This window comes from Dietzia sp. HMSC21D01 (assembly GCF_001815995.1).
In the GTDB taxonomy this organism is placed as follows: Bacteria; Actinomycetota; Actinomycetes; order Mycobacteriales; family Mycobacteriaceae; genus Dietzia; species Dietzia cinnamea.
This window is the reverse complement of the sequence record NZ_KV823783.1, coordinates 1-585: the sequence shown is the minus strand read 5'-3', so window position 1 is coordinate 585 and position 585 is coordinate 1. Positions and strand designations below refer to the sequence as shown.

Annotated in this window: 1 protein-coding gene; it reads left to right on the top strand. The window is 76.2% G+C overall.

What is annotated here, in order from left to right:
• On the top strand, positions 1-585 hold a 585-nt coding region (locus HMPREF3086_RS03970; protein ID WP_246830896.1), incomplete at both ends, for a PEP-utilizing enzyme.

Sequence of the window (585 nt, the reverse complement as noted above, 5' to 3'; positions counted from 1 at the left end):
CTTCGCTGCCGCGGCCGCCACCGTCGCCGACCGCCTCGACCAGCGGGCCGCCCTGGCGACCGGCGTCAGCGCCGAGGTGCTCACCGCCAACGCCGTACTCGCCCGCGACCGCGGCTGGGCCAAGGAGGTCACCAAGGAGCTGAAGAAGGGCGCGGCGGTCGAGGCCGCGGCGGTCGCCGCCACCGAGAGATTCGCCGCGAAGTTCGCCAAGATCGGCGGCCGGCAGGCCGAACGCATCACCGACCTGCGCGACCTCTGCGCCCGGGTGGTCGCCGAACTGCGCGGCCTGCCCGAGCCCGGGATCCCAGCCTTCGACGAACCCGGCATCCTCCTGGCCGACGACCTGGCCCCCGCCGACACCGCCGGCCTCGACCCGGCCCTCGTGCTGGGGATCGTGTGCGAGCATGGCGGCCCCACCTCACACACCGCGATCATCGCCCGGCAGCTGGGCATCCCCTGCATGGTCGCCGCGGGAGGCCTGTCCGCCGTCGCCGACGGTACCCGCGTGCTCGTCGACGCCGCCGCGGGCACTGTCACGGTCGAGCCCGAGGAGGGCCCGGCCGCCGCGGCGGCCGAGGCGGACCG